The following is an 18,162-nucleotide window of genomic DNA, read 5'->3' as shown; positions in this document are numbered from 1 at the left end:
TATTTTATCACATATTTTCTTCTCTCCAACAGTTTTTGCAAAAGAGAAAAGCTGCGGTTTCCCACAGCTTTTCTCTTCTTTACCTCTTATTTTGTATATTTTGCGTATACATATCCAAATCCGCCATTATACTGTATCTGATACCATCCATTATATTCTCCAACTACTTTTAGTTCTGTACCATATGGTACTGCTCCTATCTTCTTTGCATTTATAGAATTCCCTACTCTTACATTTAATCCGCTCTTAGCAGTGACTTTTACAGCTTTCAAAACAGTTACATTTGACGGATTTGGCGTTGCAGCAACGTATTTGCCGTAGATGTATCCTGTCTCGCCATTGTAGTCAATCTTGTACCAGCCGTTGACTTCTTCAAGCAATGTCACAACTTTTCCGGCAGGAAGTACTCCTATAATTTTGCTTGAAGTGCTTGCGCCTGCCCTCACATTAAGCGCTGATGCAGTTACAATGCCATAGTTGTATACAGGTTGTGGTGCAGGTTGTGGTTGCGGAGTTGGAGCAGGTGTTGGTTGTGTTACTGGTGATGGTGTTTCTTCTGCCACAGGAGTAGTTGATACATACCAGTAATTCTCGACGGTTGGTGTAATTGTACCATGCTCTTGAATATATCTGATCATCAAATTCCTTACCTGTCCGTCGTCGCCATAAGCTTTTGCGGAATCAAATACAATTTCTGGATTTGTTATTCCAGCAGCTTGCATAAATCCACCGCCGCCGTTGAATCTGTAGTTGTTTATTGCTACTGTGAATACATCGTCATCTTTTACAAGTTTGCCATTGACTTTGAGATTCTTAATTCTATGTCCTGCAGGTTGTGTTAAATCTATTACATAGCTTGCACCGTACAATTGGTCAAGATTGTAATCAGGTATATTCAAAGTAGGATCTTTTGTTATAGGATCATTTGGCGAGGAAACTTGTTTGTAATACCTTGCTGACCATTCCATCCAGTCTTTTAATTGTTTTCCTGTCATCTTTATTCCATACAAGTAGTTTTCATATACATATACACCCATGATGTCCTGAATTGTTATATCGCCTTTCAATATCTTTGCTGAACTGCTAAGTGGTGCAGCAATTGATAGATCAGTTTTGGCATAATATTTTTGAACTTTATTGATAAGGTCCATTATAGCGGTCTCTTTTATTGTTTGATCAGTACCTAAGAAATCACCTGTTGCAACACCGATTTTTGTTCCTATATATTTAAGCGTTGCATCTTGATATGGTTGTGCCAGTTTAATGATGTCAGGATCTGCCTGTATAGAATCGTCCATTTTTATGGTTGTACTCCATTTATCATCAATTACCCATTTACCTTCTGCATTCTTGGTAATGTCAAAGTATATCTGTGATACATATTGTCCCCATCTACCAGGTTCTGTCACTATCACTGTTTCGCCAGCTGGGTTTTTATACGTATGCTGTGATATAATAGCATGTGTATGTCCTGCAACTATTGCATCAATGCCATTTACCTTCGTTGCTACAGCAATAACTTGGTTTTCTGGTATCACATCTGTCGGCTTTTCTTCGCCTGAATGCATAGTAACAACTACAATCTCTGCTCCTGCTGCTCTTAACTTAGGCACCCACTTATTTGCTTCCTCTACAAGGTCATTAAAGTGTAATCCTGCATAGTGGTCTTTATCTTCCCATGATGGTATAGTTTTAGTCGTAAGGCCTAATATACCCACTTTTACAGGTCCTTGTGGCGTATCAAATGTCTTAATATAGTAAGGGTCAACAAAGTTTGTTCCGTCATCTTTGTAAGTATTTGCTGAAAGCACATGGATACCTTCACTTCTCATGTCTTTTATGACCCTATTTAAGACGTCAAGTCCATAATTGTATTCATGGTTGCCCAATGTCCAAGTATCATATTTCATTGCTCCCATTACTTTTGCCAGTGGATACTCTGCTTTAGTATCTATTTTGTCATAGTAGTAAGAAAGTGGCGTTCCTTGAATTGTATCTCCATTATCTACTAATACCACATAAGGATATTGAGCTCTTACTTGTTTTACATAGGTAGCTACTTTTGCAAGACCTCTATTCGCAGGTTTTGCAGTGTTGTAGTCCCATGTGAATATATTGCCATGTATATCTGACGTAGCAAGTACTGTTATTGTCGCATCACTCATTTTAGCCGGTGCAATTCTATTATCTATTTTTGAAGTAATTGTCTTTTGGGCTTTAACTGCATCTATAAATGCATCTCTTACAAGCTTATATGTGTCAATATAAGTTTTTGCAACATCATGGTCTGTAAATCCTGTAAAGCCATCTCCGCCAGTGCCCATAAAGTTGTTTGTCGCAACAAGATAAGTTTTATCCATAAGTATTGGCGTTCCGTCGGACTTTCTCATGTCAAATACTCTTTGCATTGAAGGCTTAGATGGATCATACTTGAAAGTAAGTCCCGCAACCTGTATACCCTTGCCACCATCTTGTACAGCCTGCTCAAGGATAGTTTTTACTTGCGCCCCTGTCATTTTCATTGTAACTATTGTGTTGTCAAAAGGCATCAATTGATACATCATTCCAACAGTTATATCGCCTTTTGGAATATCAATCCTTAATCCACCATTATTGGCAAATCCAAAATCTGCTCCTACTGCATCCTTTGTAACTTGTGCTGCCCAGTTACCTAAGAGAGAATCTCCATAAGGTTGTGCACTTTGAGTCCTTGTCAAATCTATTGCAGCTTGACCTATAACTTCGTTAAATATAGGTCCCACATCTTTAGAAGCTTTATCAACAATGGCTTGTACATCAGGATCTACTACAGGATTTTGTGTAGAATACAAACTTGTAATATCAATATATTGCATGTCACCTGTTGTAATAGTACCGTCATCATTTACTGTTATCTTTAGATCAATAAACCCTTTCCCATAATTTCCAGCAACACCTACTGGTATTCCATTTATTCTGGTAGTAACAATTGTATGGGTATGTCCGCCAAATATGGCATCTACGCCTTTAACTTGTTTTGCGAAATCTATAAGATTGCCTGTTACATTGCCTGATTTATCCTGAGATGCACCCATATGTGCCAGTACAACAACTATTTGCGCGCCTTGGCTCCTCAGCTGCTTAGCTAGGTCATTCACAATAGGTACAGGATCTCTAAAATCTACATTTTGTATATATGCAGGCATTATTATATTTGGGAATTCTTTGTTATCTACAATGCCAATTATACCAATTTTAACCCCATCTTTCTCAATCATTACATAGGGCTTTACATAACTCGCAAGCTTCCCAGTTGTTTTATCATACACATTTGCTCCAAGAACGGGAATTGTTGAATCTTTCAATGTAGCATTTTGCGTGTCAATTACTGAATTAATGCCCCAGTCATATTCATGATTTCCCAAAGTCATCGCTTCAAAACCAATGTTTTTCATCATGTCAATGACTGGTTGTCCTTTTAAGACGTTGGAAAGCGGTGTTCCTTGAAACATATCTCCGCCCGATAAAATTACTGTTCTGTCAGGATTTTGAGCTTTTATGTCTTTAATTTGTTTTGCCAAAACACCTGCTATTTGCTGCTTATAAATTGTCCCATCACTTAATTTACCGTCATTTTGTAAATAACCGTGAAAATCGGTGACTTCAATAAAGTCAAATGTTTTTGACGTTGCAGCAAAGGCTATCTGCGGTATCGCAGAGAAAAACATGCTAAATACCATTATTGCTGCAACAAATATTGCAAATATCCTTGACCTTGACCTAAACATTTACATCCTCCTTTTACTAGTATTTTCTTAGAAAACAAATAGATCTTCAACAATCACCTCCATAAGAATTGCAGGAAAAATTCTAGACATTTTAAGTATAACAGAGGAGTGTTAAAAAAGAAGTTAAACTATTATTAATTTTGTGTAAATTACATCATACATCAGATGTCAGACAAGTCTTAATATAATTATATAAAACACTTTTTTGACCTTCAATAACGATTTAGGGCAATATTACATGTTTATTTTCAACTTTACTTTCATTTGCTCTTTCTTTTATACGTTTACTTAGTATTGTAAACATTTTTAAATTTATTATGATAAGTTTTCATTTAAAAAGACGATATAGAATCCAATCTATATCATCTCAGTTTGTTGACAAAGTCAAAAATTTTTTAAAGGAGATATTTTGCATTGTAGCTCCAGTGTTCCAAAGCGACAAAACTAAGCTCGACCTTCGGGTTCCGGTAGGGTTCCGGGCACATTCGACATCCTGTCTCAGGTGCCCGCCTTCGCCATCCATGGCTTCGGCCCTGCCTCCACCCTCGGTCTTGTTAAGTTTTGTTACCGCTTTGTCACAAGTCGCTCCTTATGCAAAATATCTCCTTTCCGAAAGTTTGTCTACAGTCTGAGATTATATAGAATCCAATCTATATCATCTTTTCCTAAAAGTTTCTTTTAATTCTTTATACTTCTTTACAATTTCATGTAATAAATCACTATTTTCTTCTAAACCTGTAATTTTGCTTATTGTTTTTTCTAAGCCGAAATTTTTAATGTCATCTTGAATTTTACAAGCTTGAGGGTCTTCCTTATAATCAAACAAAAACCCTGCAGCTATACCATATAGTATAAATTCAGGCGTAATTCCAATTTCATAACAAAGTTTGGCAGGCATCATTAACCGGTCATTTCCAGACAATTTCCTTGTAGGCTCTCTTCCCACTCTTACAACTTCGTCTTTTAAATAGGAGTTTTTGAACCTTTTTATTACTTTATTTGAATATTCTCTTAAATTATCAATTTTTATATTATGTTTTTTGGAAAGGGCGATAGAAGCTTCTTCTTGCATTTTAGAGACTATATTTCTTATAAAATCGTCCTGAATCGCTTCATGTATATATTTATACCCTTTTAAATATCCTAAATATGCAGTGGTAGCATGGGCTCCATTTAATAAAAATAATTTTCTCTCTATATAAGGTTCAAGGTCAGCGACAAGTTCTGCCCCTTTGATATTTAAATCCCCAATAATTGCTTTTTTCTCAATATCCCATTCATAAAAATCTTCCACTGCTACATCTATTGGCAGTTCTTTCTTTATATCTACATTCGGTACTATTCTGTCCACAGCCGTATTAGGAAAACCAATTTTTTGATTTACGTACTCAATAAAATCTTTATCCCCCTTTTCCAATATACTATTTTTTAGTATATTTGTTGCAAACAGTGCATTTTCGCATGCCATTATATTCAAAGGTTTATCAATGTTAGCTTTTCTTATCTTTAAATAATTTCTTAATTTTTCCCCTATGCTCTTAAGATTATTAGCTCCTACTGAAGTCGTAATTATATCTGCATCTACAATAGCCTTGGATAGATTTTCTTCATCTTCGATATGAATAGCTTTGATGTTTTTTACTTCTTCTTTTTCCACATTATCTTTTAAAATAATCACATTATATCTTTTATAATTATTTATGCTTTCTACTAATTCTTTTGATATATCAACAAAAGTTATTTCATATCCAGACTTATACAACAAATATCCTATAAATCCTCTGCCTATATTCCCTGCTCCAAAATGAACCGCTTTTAACATATTATTCATCACCTTTTTGAAGTATTTCTATTATTTCTTGTTTTGTCCTTGCCTTTTTCAATTTCTCGACATTTTCTTCATACTGGCAGGTAAGAGCTATTTTTGATAATATCTCTAAATGTTCATCTCCCTTGCCTGCAATTCCTATGACAATATAGGCAATATTTCCATCTCCAAAATCTACTCCTTTAGGATATTGCGCTATAACTATTCCAGATTTTTTTATATATTTTACATACTCAGAAACACCGTGAGGAATAGCAATACCATTACCTATATAAGTTGTTACATCTTCTTCTCTTTTTTTCATACCTTCTATATATTCTTTTTCGACATAGCCATTTTTAAAAAGCAAATTCCCTACTCTTTCAATAGCTTGTATTTTAGATTCTGATGGTACATTTAATACGATATTATTTTCGTTTAGTATTTCTTTATTCATCTTCCAAAGCCTCCTGTGTATCATTTAGTATTGTAACTAAGCTATTTCTAATATCTTTGATATCGCCAAGCCTCAATATTTCATTAAAAGCTTTATCCTCTATAAGCGAAATACTTATTTTACCTAACATCTCTAATATTTCACTGCTTTCTGCTTTCCTTGCTAACATCACAAGAAAAGTGTCTACTTCTTCATAAGAAAAACCAGCACTTTTCATCTTTAATGGAGTTTTTAGTTTATAGACGCCGACAAAAGGCATTACCATTTTGTCACTTCTTGTATGAATTAAAGCAATGTGGGTGTTTGGTATGACAACATTGCCCATGGCTTCCCTTTTAAAGATTAGCTCTTCTATTTCTTTTGCATCTTCAGTAAGCATTAAATCATATAAATCTTTTGCTATGAATTTTATTAAATCTTCAATAGTTTTTGCTTCCACGTATTTTAATTGCAAATTTCGAAGTATCTCATCTGCTATTTCAAAATTTCGTCTTCTCTCCACCGTCGGCAAATTCCCTGTCAATTCTCTTTCTTTCTTGACTACATATTTCTCTATAAACTCTTCTACCTTTTTAATATCTTCTTCTGTCAAAAAAGGCGATACCACAATTACATTATCTTTTAAATCTTCAAGCTTTACTGTAGAAATTATTAGGTCATAGTTATCACCCTTTTTCTTATACTCCCATATTGCCCCAATGTCAATAGCATCAACTTCTCTAAAAAGAGTCTTTAATTTAGCTGATAATATTCTCGCCGTACCAATCCCATTTGGACATATAACAAAAACTCTCAATTTTTTTGATAAAGCTTGCTGTCTTTCAATTGCAGCTCCAATATGCATTGTAATATATCCAATCTCTTCTTCCGGTATCATGAGATTATATTTAGAAAAAATTAACTTGCAAGCTTTATTTACTGCTTTAAACAAATCACCATAGTAATTTTTAATTTCTTCTACTAATGGATTGGTAGTCTGAAGTCCCATTGTCAATCTATAAAGAGCAGGTTCAAAATGCTGTGACAGTCCTACAATAAGTTGTTCGTCGCAATTTATCTTTATATTTAAAAGCCGAGAAACTTCTTCCACAACCTCTTTTGATAAATCTTGTAAAGAAATGCCAAGTTCTTCAAATCTATTTTGTTTATAGACGTATTTTTTGGGACTTAAATGAAGAGCCAAATATGCCAATTCAGCATCTGGCAAATATACTTCATTTTCTTTCAATATTTTTTCTACATCTTTCATGAAAATAAATTCATTAGAAAGTAAAATGTCCTTTACAAATTCATCATTAAGCTGTATTGGCTTGTCTATTTTTGTTCTGTAAATAGAAACAAGTAAATGTACAAACATCCCAAAGTAATTTAAGTCGGATAAGTGACCATGTATAACATTCTTAATTTGCTGTGCAATTCTTTTCACTAATTGAACTAACTCATTGTCAAAAACTGTACTAAAGAATGTGTATACATAATTGTCTTTTTCATCATTATAGACAAAAGCTAAAAGTTCTTCTATGGGTTTATAGTTATAAAACAGCTCCACAATTGCATTTCTTTTATCTAATTCACTTCCTTCTACTTTAATCCCATAACCTCTTCTTCTGATAAGAGATAAATTTCTCATTTTCAGCCATTCTTCTATTTTGTCTAGATAGAGACTTATAGTTCCTTCTACAACATTAAATTGATAACTAAAATAAGCAGCTTTTATGGGTTCTTCTGAAAGCAACAATTGTATTGTCATCAATATTTGCCTTTGCTCTGGAGTTAAAAGCCATTGGAGAGGAATGGCACCTAAAGAAGCATGGATTTTATCTAACGCTTCTTCCTCTCCTTTTAAAATGATTTGTCCATTGTCCTCTACAATAACGGCTTTATATTTTTTTAAATTATTGTTTATAGAGGCTATTTCTCTCATAATAGTTCTTCCACTTACATCCATAAGCTTGGAAAGGTCCTCTATATTAGAAGGACCTTTCTCTAATAAAGTTTTTAATATAAATTTTTGTCTTACAGTTAGATCTTCCATACCTTTCACCATAAATTTTTATTTTATTTTTTAAGGTTCTTTACAAATTCATCATAGACTGTATTGTCTAAAAAGTTTTTGACCGTTACAATTTTAGCATTTGGCACAACCTGAGAAGCTCTTTCTGCAAGGTTTTCCTGGGTAAATACAACATCCGCCTCTTTTGGTATTTGATTTACAGCAGAATGCTTAACTACGATATCCAATCCTGCTTCTTTTAATTTTTTCTTTAAAATAGTTTCTCCCATCGCTGACGAACCCATACCAGCATCGCAGGCAAAAACAATCATTTTAGGCATACCTTCTATTTTTTGTGCATTTGGCTTTATTTCTTCAACTTTTTGTCCTTTGCTTTGCGCTTTAAGTCCGCTAACGACCGAGCGAGCAAAGGTCATACTTTCAGCACCCATGCTTTCTTCACTTGCCCTTTTTACAATGACTGAAGCTATCAGGAAGGAAACAACAGCACCAACTGTAATACCCGCAAGTACAGGAAGTAATCCGCCTTTTGGTGCCATAGCTATTTCTGCAAATATACTACCAGGTGAAGGTGTAGCTACCAAACCCGCTTTTGTCAAAACAAATGTCGCGTCTGCAGCCATTCCACCGCCTATAACTGCCAAGAGTAGTGATGGATTCATCAAAACATAGGGAAAATATATTTCATGTATTCCGCCAAAAAAGTGTATTATGATAGCACCCGGAGCTGATTGTTTTGCATCGCCTTTTCCAAAAAGCCAATATGCCAGTAAAACCCCCAAACCTGGACCTGGATTAGTTTCCAGTAAGAAGAATATTGACTTCCCAAACTCTTTAACTTCTGCTACTCCAAGAGGAGCCAGTATGCCGTGATTTATAGCATTATTCAAAAACAATATCTTCCCTGGTTCTATAAAAATTGCTATTAACGGTAATAAGCCTTTGTTTGTCACCCATTGAGCTGCTGCACCTAATCCTACTGAAATTCCATTTACCACTGGTTCAATGAAAAGAAATGCTAAAATTGCTAATAAACCACCTAAAATACCTGCTGAGAAATTGTTGACAAGCATTTCAAAACCTGCCGGGATTTTTCCTTCTACAAGCTCGTCAAATTTTTTAATTACATAGCCTCCCAAAGGCCCCATCAGCATAGCACCGAGAAACATCGGTATAGATGAACCGATTATGATACCAGCTGTTGCAATGGCTCCTACCACTCCACCTCTTACATCGTATACAAGTTTACCACCAGTATAACCAATTAAAATTGGCAAAAGATACGTTATCATAGGTCCAACAAGTTTAGCCAAATGTTCATTTGGAATCCACCCTGTTGGAATAAAGAAAGCAGTAATAAGTCCCCATGCTATAAAGGCACCAATATTAGGTATTACCATGCCAGCCAAGAAGCCACCAAGCCTTTGCAACTTCGCTTTTACACTTCCGCCACCAGTTATGAGAGCATTAGTGTTTTGCATAAATTTTACCTCCTTTTTGCATTTATTCTTCTATAATTATTGTAAACCCCTATATGCATTTATGCAATTCAAAGAAAATCAGTTTTGTCATTCGTTTTCTTTGACAAAATTGAAGATAAAAAAATAACCGGCGAAAAAACCGGTTATGATTAATCAACAAATCCATTGTTTTCGGATAATTCTTTATACCAATATCCACTTTTCTTTATAGTTCTTTTCTGTGTTTTTAGATCGACAGATACAAGACCGTAACGGTTTTTATATGCATTTAAGAAGGACCAGTTGTCCATAAAAGTCCATAAATGATATCCTTTTACATTGCATCCCTCTTCAATTGCTTTATGGAGCCACTTCAAATGTTCTTTTATAAACTCTATCCTGTAATCATCTTGGATAATTCCATCTTTTATAAAACGCTCTTCTCCTTCAACTCCCATTCCATTTTCCGAAATAAAAGACCCTATATTGCCATAATTATCTCTTAAATTTATCATTATGTCATATATTCCCCTTTCGTATATCTCCCATCCTCTATAAGGATTCATTCTTCTGCCTGGCATAATATACTCATCATAAAACCAATTAAGTGTAAATACTCCATATGGATTTGGCATATTTTCTTTAGCTTTAACTCTAATTGGCTGATAATAATTTACTCCTAAATATTCCACAGTGTTATTTTTAATTAATTCTAAGTCGCTATCCGAATACTCTGGTAGATGATTGTAAGTTTTTAGAAGTTCAACAAGTTCTTTAGGATACTCTCCTTTGACAGTTGGGTCCAAAAAACTTCTGTTATAGAACAAATCTGCAATCTCTGCGGCTTTTAAATCAGCCGGATGATTACTCCTGGGATATACAGGACTTAAGTTTAAAACAATACCTATTTTAGCCCTTTCTATTTGTAATTTTTTAAATTCCTCTATTGCTCTCGCACTTGCCAGCACTGTGCCATAAGCGAATTGTACTGCTCTTTTAAAATCTACTATATCTGGATAATGGAAATTATATAAATATCCACCTAATACAGGAACTATTGGTTCATTAAATGTAATCCATCTTTTGACTCTATCTCCAAACAACTCAAAGCATGTTTTGGCATATTCAGCAAAATATTCTACTACTTTTCTATTCTCAAAACCTCCCATGTTTTGCATTTCTATAGGCATGTCAAAGTGAAATAGCGTAACAAACGGTTCTATATCATTTTTTATAAGCTCATCAATGACACTGTTATAAAACTCTACGGCTTTTTTATTGACTTCACCAACACCACCAGGTATCAGCCGCGACCATGAAATAGAAAATCTAAAAGAGTTATGTCCAAGTTCTTTCATCAGTTTTATATCGTCTTTATATCTGTGGTAAAAATCAGATGTTACTTGAGGGCCTACTCTATCGAAAAAGCGATTTGGCTCGTTTTTGTACCAATAATCCCATACATTCATTCCCTTTCCATCTTCATTTGCAGCTCCCTCTATTTGTACTGCTGACGTTGCAGACCCCCACCAGAATCCTTCAGGAAATTTGTATTCTTTAGCCATAATTATTTTCCTCCTTGCGCAAGATAATTCAAAATATTATTTAAAAAGTAAAAAGTAATTTAACGGAAAAAATTACTTTGTAAAATCAGCAATATTTCTATTTATACTGTGGCAAATACTCTTTATTTTGCTCAAGTATATCATCAAGAATTTTTTTAGCAACAGTCGCAGAAGGTACTAATGGATGAATTGTCAACGCCTGTAAAGCTGTATAATAGTTCCCCTTTACCCCTGCTTCTATAGTAAGTTCTTCATAGGCTTTTACTGCTTGCATTAAACCCCTTATTTTCGCTGGCACATGTCCAATATTTATCGGATGAGCCCCATTTCTATCTATTATTGCATTTGTTTCTATCACCACATCATCTGGCAAATCTGCGATTGTACCATTGTTTCTCACATTGACCACATGTATGTCTTTTTTGTCATTATATATTGAACTTATCAGGGAGCAAGCAGCATCAGAATAATGAGCTCCTCCCCTTTTTTCTAATTGCGGCGGTTTTATATTCAAATTTGGGTCTTTATATAATTCAAATAATTCTTGCTCTACCTTTTTAACGACTTCTCCTCTTGTGCCTACTGTAGCAGCTTCTTTTTTCTGTTCATCAAGCATTTTATCAGTTAAATAATAATATCTGTGATATGGACAAGGATACATGCCCAGAGATTTTATAAATTCAGGGTCCCATGGAAACTCAGGTATATTTTTCATTGATAAAGATTTAGCGCCCGCAAAACTGTCTATTAGTTTTTCTGTCACGTCTTCTCCATCCAGGTAAATATGGGTACCCCATACTAAATGATTAAGACCTGCAAAATCTATATTCACTCTTTTTGGGTCAACACCAAGTATTTCTGCAATACCATATACCATGCCTATCGGTACATTGCATAAGCCAATAGCTTTTACATTTGTATGTTTTAAAACCGTTTCTGTTATAACTCCTGAAGGATTCGTAAAATTAATAAGCCATGCGTTCGGCGCAAGTTCTTCTATATCTCTACATATATCCAGTATAACGGGTATTGTCCTCTGGGCTTTTGCAAAACCACCGGGTCCAGTTGTTTCCTGACCTATAACATCATACTTTAGAGGAATTTTTTCATCTCGGATTCTGGCATCTATTCCTCCCACTCTAAACTGAGTAACAACAAAATCTGCATCTTTTATGGCTTCACGCCTGTCCAGAGTCAGATGAATGTTTATCCCTATGCCGGCTTTTTCTACCATCCTTTTTGCAAGGCCACCAACAATTTCAAGTTTTTCTTTGCCTTCCTCTATATCCATTAAGTAGATATCTTTTACTGGCAATTCCTCATACCTTTTAATGAATCCTTCAATAAGTTCGGGAGTATAACTAGAACCCCCTCCTATTACACCAATTTTCAGATCCTTTTTAAACATTAAAAGTTGCCCCCTTTGTCTGATAAATAACTTTATACAAGTCAATCATTTCCGTTATCAATTCCTTTGCAAGAATTGCATTCATAAGATGGTCTTCTGCATGTACTAAAAGAAGTGTAACTTCTTGTTTTTCTCCTGCCGCTTCTTTGTGTATCATATCTGTCTGAACGTGATGAGCTTCTAAAAGCTCTTCACTTGCTTTATTTAAACACTTTTCGGCCTCCTCAAAATTACCCTCTCTTGCATGCTTTAATGCTTCAAAACAATTGCTTCGTGCATTTCCTGCATGAGATATGATAGTGAAAACAATTTGTTCAAGATCCATTTTTCTGCCTCCTAAACTTTATTTGTTTTTCAGCGCCTCAATTGCTAAATCCAATGTTTTGGCTCCATCTATCATCCCATATACGTTTGGTGGAATTACTCTATATACTTTGTTTTTCTCTTTTGCAAGTTCAGAAACATACTTTTCTTTATACCTAATTTGAGGACCTAATAATATAACATCATAATTATCTATTACTTTTTCTAAATTATCTGCTGCTTCTGCAAAAATGTATAAATCTTTCATCCCTCTTTTTTCGCCCTCTTTTTTCATCTTTTCAACTAACAAGCTTGTAGACATTCCTGCACCACAGATTAATAGAATCCTCATTGTATATACCCTCCTTTTAGTTTAAACTTATTTTAATATCGAATAGTTAACTAATAAAATGTTATTATTCAGAATAAATTGTAAAACATCTTTATCAGTCAATATTGTTCTTTCAATTTCTCTTTTTGTATTATAAGACGAAATATTCATTAATTCGTTGTCTACATACGCTGGATGGCTCATTATTTCTGTTATACCTTCCTCTATACTACCTAATATAGACAATAAATTTTCTTTTTTAACACCTTCATCATAGAAATTATAAATAAAATTATCAACTGTTTTTAAGCCAGCTTTAATAATTATTTCCCTATCCAATGGAGTAGATCGTACAGGTAAGTTATATTTGTGAGCCATTTCTATAAATACATCTATTACCTTGGGATGACTTTGCACATGATGATGGCTATCCATATGAGTGATAGAAACCCCTAAAGAAAAAGCTTTTTTAATCTGCTCTTCTATTTCTGTTCTGATTTGATCCACATCAGCATCATCTAAAGAATGTGGAAAGCCTCTTTTAAAATACCCTCTTTCATCTATCAAGGTATTTACTTTTCCAGCACTACTCAACGGTTTACCAGCATCTAGAGTTATGTGTATTCCAAAACCCAAATCTGGACATAATTTTTTTATTTGTAAAGCTTCATTAGCATAAGGCATATTACACATTATAGAAGTACTTCTTAAAATACCGTTTTTATAGCATTCAACAACTCCTTTATTAACTCCTTTTGTCAGCCCAAAATCATCAGCATTTACAATTAGATATTTCATCTGTACCACCCCTTTTTATGGAATATATATCCTGAGAGGCGACGCCTCTCAGGATATATCATTATGCCCTCGTCTCAGCTAATTTTTCTTCTTCTTTTTTCAATTGCTGCTCTTCTTCATATTTCTTATTGTCCCATAGTTTCAAGAAAGGATAATAAATTGCTCCAGCTACAGCAAAATTTATAATCTGTAAAATAATAGCTTTCCAATCTCCCGTTGTTAAGAAACCACTAATTAATACAGGAGTCGTCCAAGGAATTAAAGCATAAGGTCTTGCCACTAAATTCAACGCCATCGCTATGTATGTGATAAGTCCTGCAGAAATAGGAGCTAATATAAACGGCACAATCATGACTGGATTCATAACTATTGGCATACCAAAAGTAATAGGTTCGTTTATGTTAAATATACCTGGCCAAATAGCAGCTTTACCAACTGCTTTCAATTGGGCAGATTTTGTAGCAAAAATTAAAAGCAATGCTAACGCAAGAGTTGTTCCTGAACCACCTATATATATGAAAATATCAAAAAATTGCTGTGTTACTATGTGAGGAAGAATTTTTTCGCCGGCAATTTTTGCAGCTGAATTCTCCTGAGTAAAAGTAAGCCAGATTGGCCCTAAAATTCCTCCTACTAAGGCTGCACCATGAATACCTACACTCCATAAGAACTGAATTGCTAGTATTGCAAGGATAACAGCTGGAAGTGTAGAACCTAATTTTAACAACGGAATAGCTATCAATTTATTAATAGCTTCCGGTATTGTTAAATGAATTGTTTTAATTAGTATCATGTGTATTATCCAAATAAATGTGATAGTTACAGCGCCCGGAATCAATGCTGCAAAAGCTCTACCCACAGAAGGTGGAACTCCTTCAGGCATACGAATAATCAAAATTTTCTCTACAAATTTCCTTTGGACTTCTACTGTAAAAATTCCTATGATCATTGCAACAAACAACCCTTGGCTTCCCATCCAACTCAGAGGAATGTTACCATCTTGTGTTAAAGGTACTGACAACATAAAAGTCGACAAACTCAATACTCCAGAAGCTACAGGATCTATTTTATATGTTCCTGCCAGTGAATAAGCTATTGTAAAAGATGCAACCATAGCAATTATCCCAAATGTTGCATTGACTATTTTTAACAAATCATTGACATAAGGTTTAACAAGGACTTCAAGAGCAGGTATAGGCGGAAAAGCTATAATTAAGAAGAATGACCCAATGAGAAGTAATGGCATTGTTGCAACTATTCCGTCACGAATCGATTTTAAGTGTCTTTGTTCAGCAAGTCTACCTGCTACAGGCATAAAATATCTGTCAAGAAAATTAATAAATGTATCCATTAGACCAACTCCTTTTTTAAATTTTTGCACTATATTTTATGCAGAAGTCATGCCAAATAGCACTTGCCCCGCGGACTCTTGCTTTTCCGCCTTGAATGATGATATCATATCAAATCCGTTTCAATGTGTATTGTTCAAAAACGTATTCAATACACATATGTGTATCAAAGTGAATAGATTATTTTCATCATATTTGCGCATTCTTCGTCTGAAATCTTTACATTACATCCTTCTTCGATAATCCTTATAGCTTTTTTATAATATCAAACTCTTTTGGGTAATTCTTAATGTATTCTTGTGTATCTTTCATGTGTATTAACTGTTTTCCTTGTAATATACGCTCAATTACACAAGCAAGATGAAGTATTAATCCTATTGTAATATCTTCATTTAAATTTACTCCTTCTCTTATTAAAGCTGCGTAAAATCTTTTAAAAGAAGATATATATTTTTCTGAATCTATCTTTATATTTTCTCTTATAACCTCCTTCATGTTATCAATTACCTCAATTTGCGAAAGAGCTTCAATTTTATTTTTCAATACAGATAATTTATCATTGTCAAACACATCTGATGTAGAAATATACAATATAGAATCATCCTGTGGATTTATAGCACTTACAACAGCTAAAATATTTTTTTCTTCTTTGATGTTGAGTAGTTTTCTTCTAAATTCTCTTTTGCTTTCAACCTCAATAGGAATAACATCAATATCTTTCTCTTTTAAGTTAAGGTCTCTTTCAAGTATTGATTTAAGTTTAACTGCTGTCCCTTCACCGGTTATACAAGCAGTTATTATAACATTCTTTTTAAGAGAATCTTCAAATTTAACACTGTCTTTATAGATTCTGCCTACATAAGGACTGAAATTGACGACTGCATCATACACTTCCTCTAAAGATGCGTTGAGTAAAGCCTTTCTTGCCGCCTCTAAAACCATGGGAGTGGAAACCATTTCAATTGTTTTGACGGGTATTCCTGTCCTTTCGTATATCATGTCACCAAATAATACTAGGGAACCCATGTCAACAAGGAGTAATACACCTCTTCCTTTGTCAGCTCTCTTCACAATATTAGTTAAATTATTTAATGCAACTTCTGGTTTTTGATCAAGTGGCATATTATAACCAATTACATAATTTTCACCTAAAAGCCTGTTGGCAACCTCCGCAATGGAAGTAGCAGCGGCTTCTCCATGCATTGCAACAATAATGCCTACCCCTTCGTCTTTTTCCTTTGTTTCTTCGTCAAGACATAAAAACATTGTAACAAAACCCACTTCATCATCAGGTACTTTTATGTTAAACTCTTTTTGGACCCTTTCTCTCAAAACATTTGCCACTTCAAATTCTTTCTCATACACCTTCTTTATATTTTCCAGCTGATGATTTACAATGTCTTTGCCACTTAGTATTCTTTCGACAAAACTGGCTACATGCATAGAAAGGCCGTATAAAGTTTTCTCACTGAAGGACCTTTTTAACTTTTTGCTGGCATAATTCAAAAAATCGTTTACTATATCAACAATCTTTTTATCTACTATTTTATATAATTCCTCCAAATTATTTTTATCCAGATTTAAGAGATACTTTTTCAAATATGTTTCTATATCAATGCTCATGATGAGTTTTATATCACTTTCGTTAAGTCCTTTTTGCTCCAAAGCTTTCCTTTTTTCCTCTAATGCCTCATAAAAATTGAATATCTGATTATTCTGTTGGATAACAGGAGTAGCATTATCAACTGAAAACTTTATTATATCTCCCGTAATAAATCTATCAATTTCATCTTTCGATTCCTTATACTTAAACAATCCTCTTCTGACATACTCAGGTAAATCTTCAGTATGCACGCATACTCCTTTATCTCTTTTCATCATGTACCCAAGATAAGCTTTTGCAATTGAAAGTTTTATATCACTTTTCAGTTGACCTATATTATTAGGACACTCATAAAGCAATAAAGCTTTCAAAGCATTTGAAGTGATCATAATATCAGTGTTAATAATAGCTGCTTCTTCTCTAAAGAAATTTTTAATAAGTTCAAATCTTTCTTCATATGTTCTTTCTGCTAAAGCTGGCAATTTAATCACCATTGGTATCCGCCTTATAAAAGTCCTAAGAAGAGTAGACTCAATATTTTCTGTTGTAGCGCATATTATTAAAACATTCGCTTTATGTTGTGTTTCAGATTCTCCAAGCCGTCTATAAAGTCCTTTATCAATCAGATAAAAAAGCATCTCTTGTCCTTCTGGTGGAAGTCTATGGACTTCATCAAGGAAAAGTATGCCACCATCTGCTTTTTCAACAAGGCCCATTCTATCCTTATCGGCACCTGTATACGCTCCTTTTTTCACTCCAAATAGTTGTGACATTAAAAGTTGCGGATTATTAGCATAGTCAGCACAGTTAAAAGTCACAAAAGGAGCGTTCCTTTTTATCCTTCCAATTTCTTTTGCGAAACTATACATGACCTCTGCAAACATGGATTTGCCTGTACCCGTCTCTCCAAGCAAAAGTGTATGAAGGCCATTGGGAGGATAAATTATAGCAGCTTTTGCTTGTTGTACGGCATTTTTAAGGCTTAAATTAGCTCCTATTATGCTGTCAAATACATCTTTCACTACCATATCACTTTCATCAGAAACCATATCAAGTTCTTTAACCTTATACAAAACTGGTTTGCCTTCAACTTTTATAACTTTTCCTTCTCTAAAAAGGGTATTTAAATCGCTGGAAGCATTTGTTCTTTGTATATTAAGGGCATGTGCAATTTCCATAGCTGAAACTCCAATTATTTCTCCTCTTTCAGCAAATTGCTTGCTACATAATTCTTTTACACAATTATAAACTTTATCAATTCTTTTCACATCACTCGCCCCCTTTACGATACATTTTATCA

At 34.3% G+C, this 18,162-nt stretch carries 11 protein-coding genes and 1 pseudogene; all 12 read right to left on the bottom strand.

Annotation, left to right across the window (positions count from 1 at the left end; all coding sequences use genetic code 11):
* Window positions 1–86 precede the first annotated feature (86 nt).
* Window positions 87–3,767, bottom strand: coding sequence for a 5'-nucleotidase C-terminal domain-containing protein (locus M663_RS0107290; protein WP_029688465.1), 3,681 nt, complete (start codon window positions 3,765–3,767; stop codon window positions 87–89).
* Window positions 3,768–4,422: 655 nt separating this feature from the next.
* Complete coding sequence (locus tag M663_RS0107285) at window positions 4,423–5,589, bottom strand: mannitol-1-phosphate 5-dehydrogenase (protein ID WP_029688464.1); 1,167 nt, start codon at window positions 5,587–5,589, stop codon at window positions 4,423–4,425.
* Between the two features lies 1 nt (window position 5,590).
* The gene (locus M663_RS0107280; RefSeq protein ID WP_004399758.1) at window positions 5,591–6,031 is read right to left on the bottom strand and encodes a PTS sugar transporter subunit IIA; all 441 of its coding nucleotides are present in this window, start codon (window positions 6,029–6,031) and stop codon (window positions 5,591–5,593) included.
* The gene (locus M663_RS0107275; protein WP_273702661.1) at window positions 6,024–8,078 is read right to left on the bottom strand and encodes a BglG family transcription antiterminator; all 2,055 of its coding nucleotides are present in this window, start codon (window positions 8,076–8,078) and stop codon (window positions 6,024–6,026) included. Before M663_RS0107275 ends, M663_RS0107280 begins: the two co-directional genes overlap by 8 nt.
* 11 nt (window positions 8,079–8,089) lie before the next feature.
* Entirely contained in the window at window positions 8,090–9,526 is a 1,437-nt protein-coding gene (locus M663_RS0107270; protein ID WP_029688462.1) for a PTS mannitol transporter subunit IICB, read from the bottom strand.
* Between the two features lie 149 nt (window positions 9,527–9,675).
* Window positions 9,676–11,070 (bottom strand): glycoside hydrolase family 1 protein, encoded by a 1,395-nt coding sequence (locus M663_RS0107265; protein ID WP_029688461.1) that lies wholly within the window; start codon window positions 11,068–11,070, stop codon window positions 9,676–9,678.
* Window positions 11,071–11,167: 97 nt separating this feature from the next.
* Window positions 11,168–12,478 carry a 6-phospho-beta-glucosidase gene (locus tag M663_RS0107260; RefSeq protein ID WP_029688460.1) on the bottom strand — a complete coding sequence of 437 codons (1,311 nt, stop codon included), beginning with the start codon at window positions 12,476–12,478 and terminating at the stop codon, window positions 11,168–11,170.
* A complete protein-coding gene (locus tag M663_RS0107255) occupies window positions 12,471–12,803 on the bottom strand; it encodes a PTS lactose/cellobiose transporter subunit IIA (protein ID WP_029688459.1) in 333 nt (110 codons plus the stop codon). Before M663_RS0107255 ends, M663_RS0107260 begins: the two co-directional genes overlap by 8 nt.
* An 18-nt stretch (window positions 12,804–12,821) precedes the next feature.
* Window positions 12,822–13,133 (bottom strand): PTS sugar transporter subunit IIB, encoded by a 312-nt coding sequence (locus tag M663_RS0107250; RefSeq protein WP_029688458.1) that lies wholly within the window; start codon window positions 13,131–13,133, stop codon window positions 12,822–12,824.
* Window positions 13,134–13,160: 27 nt separating this feature from the next.
* The gene (gene chbG / locus M663_RS0107245; protein ID WP_029688457.1) at window positions 13,161–13,910 is read right to left on the bottom strand and encodes a chitin disaccharide deacetylase; all 750 of its coding nucleotides are present in this window, start codon (window positions 13,908–13,910) and stop codon (window positions 13,161–13,163) included.
* Between the two features lie 61 nt (window positions 13,911–13,971).
* Window positions 13,972–15,261: a PTS sugar transporter subunit IIC gene (locus tag M663_RS0107240; RefSeq protein WP_029688456.1), complete on the bottom strand. Its 1,290-nt coding sequence runs from the start codon at window positions 15,259–15,261 to the stop codon at window positions 13,972–13,974.
* Between the two features lie 164 nt (window positions 15,262–15,425).
* Window positions 15,426–18,130 (bottom strand): annotated as a pseudogene (locus M663_RS14630) (sigma 54-interacting transcriptional regulator).
* Window positions 18,131–18,162: the final 32 nt, after the last annotated feature.

This window comes from Thermoanaerobacter sp. A7A, from assembly GCF_000445185.1.
Taxonomy (GTDB): Bacteria; Bacillota; Thermoanaerobacteria; order Thermoanaerobacterales; family Thermoanaerobacteraceae; genus Thermoanaerobacter.
Note: the sequence above shows the minus strand (reverse complement) of the source record. Positions and strands in the feature narration are given on the sequence as shown.

Bases quoted from the DNA above. Each gene is read 5' to 3' on its own strand.
- M663_RS0107290 (WP_029688465.1), bottom strand. From the start codon at position 3,767: ATGTTTAGGTCAAGGTCAAGGATATTTGCAATATTTGTTGCAGCAATA.
- M663_RS0107285 (WP_029688464.1), bottom strand. From the start codon at position 5,589: ATGTTAAAAGCGGTTCATTTTGGAGCAGGGAATATAGGCAGAGGATTT.
- M663_RS0107280 (WP_004399758.1), bottom strand. From the start codon at position 6,031: ATGAATAAAGAAATACTAAACGAAAATAATATCGTATTAAATGTACCA.
- M663_RS0107275 (WP_273702661.1), bottom strand. From the start codon at position 8,078: ATGGTGAAAGGTATGGAAGATCTAACTGTAAGACAAAAATTTATATTA.
- M663_RS0107270 (WP_029688462.1), bottom strand. From the start codon at position 9,526: ATGCAAAACACTAATGCTCTCATAACTGGTGGCGGAAGTGTAAAAGCG.
- M663_RS0107265 (WP_029688461.1), bottom strand. From the start codon at position 11,070: ATGGCTAAAGAATACAAATTTCCTGAAGGATTCTGGTGGGGGTCTGCA.
- M663_RS0107260 (WP_029688460.1), bottom strand. From the start codon at position 12,478: ATGTTTAAAAAGGATCTGAAAATTGGTGTAATAGGAGGGGGTTCTAGT.
- M663_RS0107255 (WP_029688459.1), bottom strand. From the start codon at position 12,803: ATGGATCTTGAACAAATTGTTTTCACTATCATATCTCATGCAGGAAAT.
- M663_RS0107250 (WP_029688458.1), bottom strand. From the start codon at position 13,133: ATGAGGATTCTATTAATCTGTGGTGCAGGAATGTCTACAAGCTTGTTA.
- chbG (WP_029688457.1), bottom strand. From the start codon at position 13,910: ATGAAATATCTAATTGTAAATGCTGATGATTTTGGGCTGACAAAAGGA.
- M663_RS0107240 (WP_029688456.1), bottom strand. From the start codon at position 15,261: ATGGATACATTTATTAATTTTCTTGACAGATATTTTATGCCTGTAGCA.